A 5,052-nucleotide genomic window follows, 5' to 3' on the forward strand; every position below is an offset into this window, starting at 1 on the left:
ACAAAACACCATTTTTATGTATAAACGAAGAAATCCTTATTTATCGTTTGATTGATTTTTTCAGAGTCATCGTGATGGTTTAAATTATTGTCAATAAGTAGACGTTAATGCGAATTTTCAGGTCATTATTGAGATTAAATTATCCTTATTGATAAGATGCGTTTCCCCTGTCAGGAGTCAGGAGTCAGGAGTCAGGAGTTATGTATTTTGGATTTTGAATTTTGAATTTTGGATTGTTTTTGTCAACTCCAATCTAAAATCTAAAATATAAAATCTAAAATTTTCTTCCCCAGTCACCAGTCACCAGTCACCAGTCCCCAATCACCAGTCCCCAGTCCCTACTATAATCATAAGGAGAAAATATACAGAATATGGTAGCCCACATCCAAGAAGTTGATGCCCAACAATGGGTGAAAACTCGTTCTTCCTTAGATGCTAATGAATCTACTTTTTTAGTTTGGACAGGTAAAATTTATAGTTTTGTCCCTGGGGAAAAGCGACAACTTTTATTTAAAATTATCGGTATGAGTGTAAGTCGGTGTATTCCCACTGCGGAAGGTCGTTGGGATTTTACTTCTAGGGAACTGACTTATTACCTCAACCCAGAAACAGATGAAATTTTACGAAAATGGGAAAATCCCTGGACTGGGGAAACTGTGACGGTGATGCACGTAGCTAATAATCCCGTACAAGGTAAGTTTAAAGGTAAACTGCCTGTACAGGTGGAAGGTGAAAATACTACCTTTGTCTTTGATCTGTTTCCCCATTATCCCAACCCTTTGGCAAAAGATCCCCAGTTTGCTTCCTACAGTCCATCTCCAACTTATCAAGCGGCTGAGTTATTTAAAATTACTGTCAAGAGTGCAGATTTGCTCAACTCAGAACTTAATTCCGTTACAGAATTAAAATTAAGTTGGGATAGAATTGGTCAATGGTTGCCTTGGATGAAGATGGGTGAACAACCAGGACAACTTATATATAGTGCTATTGGTGGTAAGGTGGGCGGTTTTACAGAGTTACCCCCACTGTTACAAGCGGAAATTAATAACCGTTTGCCTTTGTATAAGCAAGCGCCGAATGCTTTTATGGAAGGGGAAGATATGACTTCTTGGTTATATTTTCAGAAGCATTTTTCTGATTATTTGGCTGGGGAAGTTTTTCCTTTACCTTTAACTAATTGATCATAAAACTGACACTAAAAGAAGGTTTTACCCCAATAATAAAAATAAAGTTGTGTGCGATCGCCCTCCTATCATCCAAGAGAATGTGATCGCCCAATTTATCCCCATCACCAACAATAAAACCAAAGTTTCACAACTTCCGCATACCATGACTAACGGGATCAAAACCCTTAGAAAAGCGCGTGCTGTCATCATAACAAGCGCCCTTCAAATTCGCACCATATAACTTAGTATAGTGCAGTCTAGCACCCCGAAGATTAGCTTCAGAGAGATTAACACCACACAAATTAGCCCTAGTCAAATTAGCATCAGCTAAATTTGCCCTACTCAAATTTGCACCCCAAAGTTTAGCTTTAGCGAGATTAGCATCACTTAAATCTGCTCCCCACAAATTGATTCCCGGTAAATAAGCATCAATCAACTTGATTCCAACCAAGTGAGCAGATAGAAAATATCTCTCTCCAGCGGCATAGCGCCGTTTAATATCCTCCGCATCCATCTATATTTCACTGCCTTTAGCAACGACACAGTGATTTCTGTTCCTACCTATCATTTGCTGAATAAACCTAAAACCTTGATATATCAAAGGTTAGAGGCTGATAAACAGGAAAAAAGTCCAAGGGTTTTGAAGGGTATACCGGAAAAAGTGTGCATTTTTTGGGATTTCAAGAGATGGCAAAGAAATTTTCAAATCTCCTCCTGACTCCTGACTCCTGACTCCTGACTCCTTACTCCTATGCCCTCACGGAAAGACTTTCTCAGCAACCCCTACCTATCATTTAACCACAAAAACCGCTAATCCGCTATTGATAGAGAGAGGAAAACACTAACTTTTCTCCCCTTGCACCCTGCCCTGTATTTTCCCATCTTTTCCAGTACCATTACAACCGAACAAATTGATACCAGAAAAATCACCATTTTTTTTATACACGAAAAAGCGCCTGAGTCCTTTTTGCTTACTCAGGCAGCCCCCGTATAACGTTATACCATTTCACCGTATGCAACAGATTAAATCTTCTACATTGCTATTAGGGAAAGCACTGTTAAGATAACCTGTAACAAACATGAGTGAAGTGGTATCACTCCTTGCATCAGATAAGAATATCTCTTTTGACACCAAATAGCCAGTGTAGAGAGTGACAGTTTATGAACTGACACTGGTGGAAAACATAACCCGCGTAGGCAGGTTTTGCCTGTGTAGCTTCATTTAACCACAACCTCCTCCTCCTGGAGTTTCGATCACAAAAATATCCCCTGGTTGCATCTCTACAGTAGCGGTACTACCTAAAATTTCCTCAGTGCCATTTTGTCTTTGTACCCAGTTGCGTCCTATTTTTCCCGCTTCAGCACCATTTAAACCGAAGGGAGGAACCAGACGATGGCCAGAGAGAATATTAGCAGTCATCGGTTCTAAAAATTTAATACGACGGATCACCCCATCACCCCCGCAATATTTTCCTTTCCCTCCACTATGGGAACGCAAACCAAAACTTTCCACTTGCACAGGATAACGAGTTTCTAAAACTTCAGGATCAGTTAAGCGGGAGTTAGTCATGTGAGTATGAACCCCATCAGTACCATCAAAATTTATTCCTGCACCAGAACCACCGCAAATAGTTTCATAATATTGATATTTTTGATTACCAAAAGTAAAATTATTCATTGTTCCTTGGGAAGCTGCCATCACACCCAAAGCACCATATAAAGCATCAACAATTGTTTGGGAAGTTTCTACATTTCCTGCTACTACTGCTGCGGGATAAGTTGGGTTTAACATACAACCTTGAGGGATAATAATTTCTAAAGGTTTGAGACAACCAGCGTTGAGGGGAATGTTATCATCAACCAAAGTTCTAAAGACATATAAAACCGCCGCTTGAGTTACAGCTTTGGGGGCATTGAAATTACTATTTAATTGTGCAGATGTTCCAGTAAAATCAATCTTGGCACTGCGGGTTTCTCTGTTGATTTTTACATTAACTTCAATTTTTGCACCGCTATCCATTTCATAAATAAATGATCCATCTTTTAAAACATCAATTGCTCTTCTCACAGATTCTTCTGCATTGTCTTGAACAAACTGCATATAAAGTTTAACAGTTTCTAGTCCATATTGCTCAACCATTTTTAGCAGTTCTTGTACTCCCCTTTCATTAGCAGCAATTTGAGCTTTAAAATCTGCTATATTTTGGTCAGGATTACGACTAGGATAGGGATGATTTAACAAATAATTTCTGATTGCTGTTTCTTGAAATTCTCCCTCTTGCACTAAGAGAAAATTATCAAAAATAATTCCTTCTTCTAAAATAGTGGTACTATGAGGAGGCATAGAACCGGGAGTAATACCACCAATATCCGCTTGATGTCCACGTGAAGCAACATAAAATATAGGACTGGGAATATTGTTTTTAGTTCCTATGTTAGTTCCTAAAAATACAGGAGTAATAGCTGTGACATCAGGTAAATGTGTTCCACCGTTATAAGGGTTATTGGATAAATAAACATTTCCTGGTTTGATTGTGTCCCCAACATCATTAATTAAACTGCGGACACTTTCACTCATTGAGCCTAAGTGTACAGGAATATGAGGAGCATTAGCAACTAATAAACCAGAACTATCAAAAATCGCACAGGAAAAATCTAGCCGTTCTTTAATATTAACTGATGCTGCTGTGTTTTGCAGCACAATTCCCATTTGTTCGGCGATAAATTGATAGAGATTTTTGAATATTTCTAAACGAACTGGATCAGGTTGAGTTGTGTTGTACATGATAATTTCTTCCTAATTAATTTTTGACATCTTTTTAGATACAGTCGTAGGGGCAAACCGCCGTGGTTACCCGTACTCCCAGGAGTGAGTTTGAGGCGATCGCCTGTACCCACAAGTATTGGGTTTTATCACGGGTCTGAAATCGCTATCCTAATCGCTATACTATCTGTGGGAATAATATTTTTTATTGATTGCCATCATTATGTCTTTAGTTAAAACTGCTCTAATTGGTTTAAAAGCTGACTCATTCCGTCATCCTCTAGACTTGGAAGCTACAAAAACTCTCAAGCAAATTCCTGGTATAGATATGATGGTCAGAAATTGGCTAGGTCCAATGGCAGAACAGGTTTTTTATGTAGAAAATATTGCTGCTAGTGTCTTGGTAGGTGAAAAACAATTACCAGATTTACACAATTTATTATTAGACGCTTGCAATATTTTAGATATTGAACCACCTCAACTATACGTGCGTCAACATCCCGCCCCTAATGCTTATACTTTTGCCATGCGGGGTAAACAGCCGTTTGTTGTGTTGCATACTTCTTTAATTGATATGCTCACACCAGAAGAAATACAAGCGGTTATTGCCCATGAGTTAGGACATCTCAAATGCGATCATAGTGTTTATTTAACACCTGTGAACTTACTCATTTTAGCAGCTGCAATTTTACCTAATGTGGGTGCGATTTTAGCTCAAACATTACAAGCACAGTTATTAGAATGGGTACGTTGTGCAGAGTTTACTTGCGATCGCGCTGCTTTGTTAGCTACCCAAAACCCCAAAGTTGTCATGTCTGTGTTAATGAAGTTAGCTGGTGGTTCTCCTACCTTAGCACCTCAATTAAATCTTGATGCTTTTGTTGCCCAAGCCCGTGCTTATGATGACATCAGTAACACGGAACTGGGTGTAATGGTGAAAGAAGCCCGCACTGCCCAGTTAAGCCACCCAGTACCCGTATTGCGAGCCAGGGAAATTGATCGATGGGCAAGTAGTACGGAATACCATATACTTATGCAAAATCACGGTTTTAAAGGAGAAACTGAAACCGCACCCAAGGGAGGATGGAGAAATTGGTAAATATTGGGGACTGGGGACTGGGG

The 5,052-nt window shown here is 39.3% G+C and carries 4 protein-coding genes; 2 read left to right on the forward strand and 2 right to left on the reverse strand.

Going from position 1 to position 5,052, the window contains the following annotated elements; all coding sequences use genetic code 11:
* Positions 1–371: 371 nt before the first annotated feature.
* Positions 372–1,181, forward strand: coding sequence for a DUF1838 domain-containing protein (locus tag PN497_RS23775; RefSeq protein WP_096565007.1), 810 nt, complete (start codon positions 372–374; stop codon positions 1,179–1,181).
* Between the two features lie 130 nt (positions 1,182–1,311).
* Here PN497_RS23775 and PN497_RS23780 read toward each other — a convergent pair whose 3' ends face one another.
* Positions 1,312–1,680, reverse strand: a complete 369-nt coding sequence (locus PN497_RS23780) for a pentapeptide repeat-containing protein (RefSeq protein WP_096565005.1) — start codon at positions 1,678–1,680, stop codon at positions 1,312–1,314.
* A gap of 708 nt (positions 1,681–2,388) precedes the next feature.
* Positions 2,389–3,951 (reverse strand): hydantoinase B/oxoprolinase family protein, encoded by a 1,563-nt coding sequence (locus PN497_RS23785; RefSeq protein WP_096565003.1) that lies wholly within the window; start codon positions 3,949–3,951, stop codon positions 2,389–2,391.
* A 202-nt stretch (positions 3,952–4,153) separates the two neighbouring features.
* Here PN497_RS23785 and PN497_RS23790 point away from each other — a divergent pair, with 202 nt between their 5' ends.
* Entirely contained in the window at positions 4,154–5,029 is an 876-nt protein-coding gene (locus PN497_RS23790; protein ID WP_096565001.1) for a M48 family metallopeptidase, read from the forward strand.
* Positions 5,030–5,052: the final 23 nt, after the last annotated feature.

Source organism: Sphaerospermopsis kisseleviana CS-549 (assembly GCF_028329225.1).
Classification (GTDB): domain Bacteria; phylum Cyanobacteriota; class Cyanobacteriia; order Cyanobacteriales; family Nostocaceae; genus Sphaerospermopsis; species Sphaerospermopsis kisseleviana.

What these genes read in the sequence shown, in the direction of transcription:
- PN497_RS23790 (WP_096565001.1), top strand. Translation starts at nt 4,154, where the DNA reads ATGTCTTTAGTTAAAACTGCTCTAATTGGTTTAAAAGCTGACTCATTC.
- PN497_RS23785 (WP_096565003.1), bottom strand. Translation starts at nt 3,951, where the DNA reads ATGTACAACACAACTCAACCTGATCCAGTTCGTTTAGAAATATTCAAA.
- PN497_RS23780 (WP_096565005.1), bottom strand. Translation starts at nt 1,680, where the DNA reads ATGGATGCGGAGGATATTAAACGGCGCTATGCCGCTGGAGAGAGATAT.
- PN497_RS23775 (WP_096565007.1), top strand. Translation starts at nt 372, where the DNA reads ATGGTAGCCCACATCCAAGAAGTTGATGCCCAACAATGGGTGAAAACT.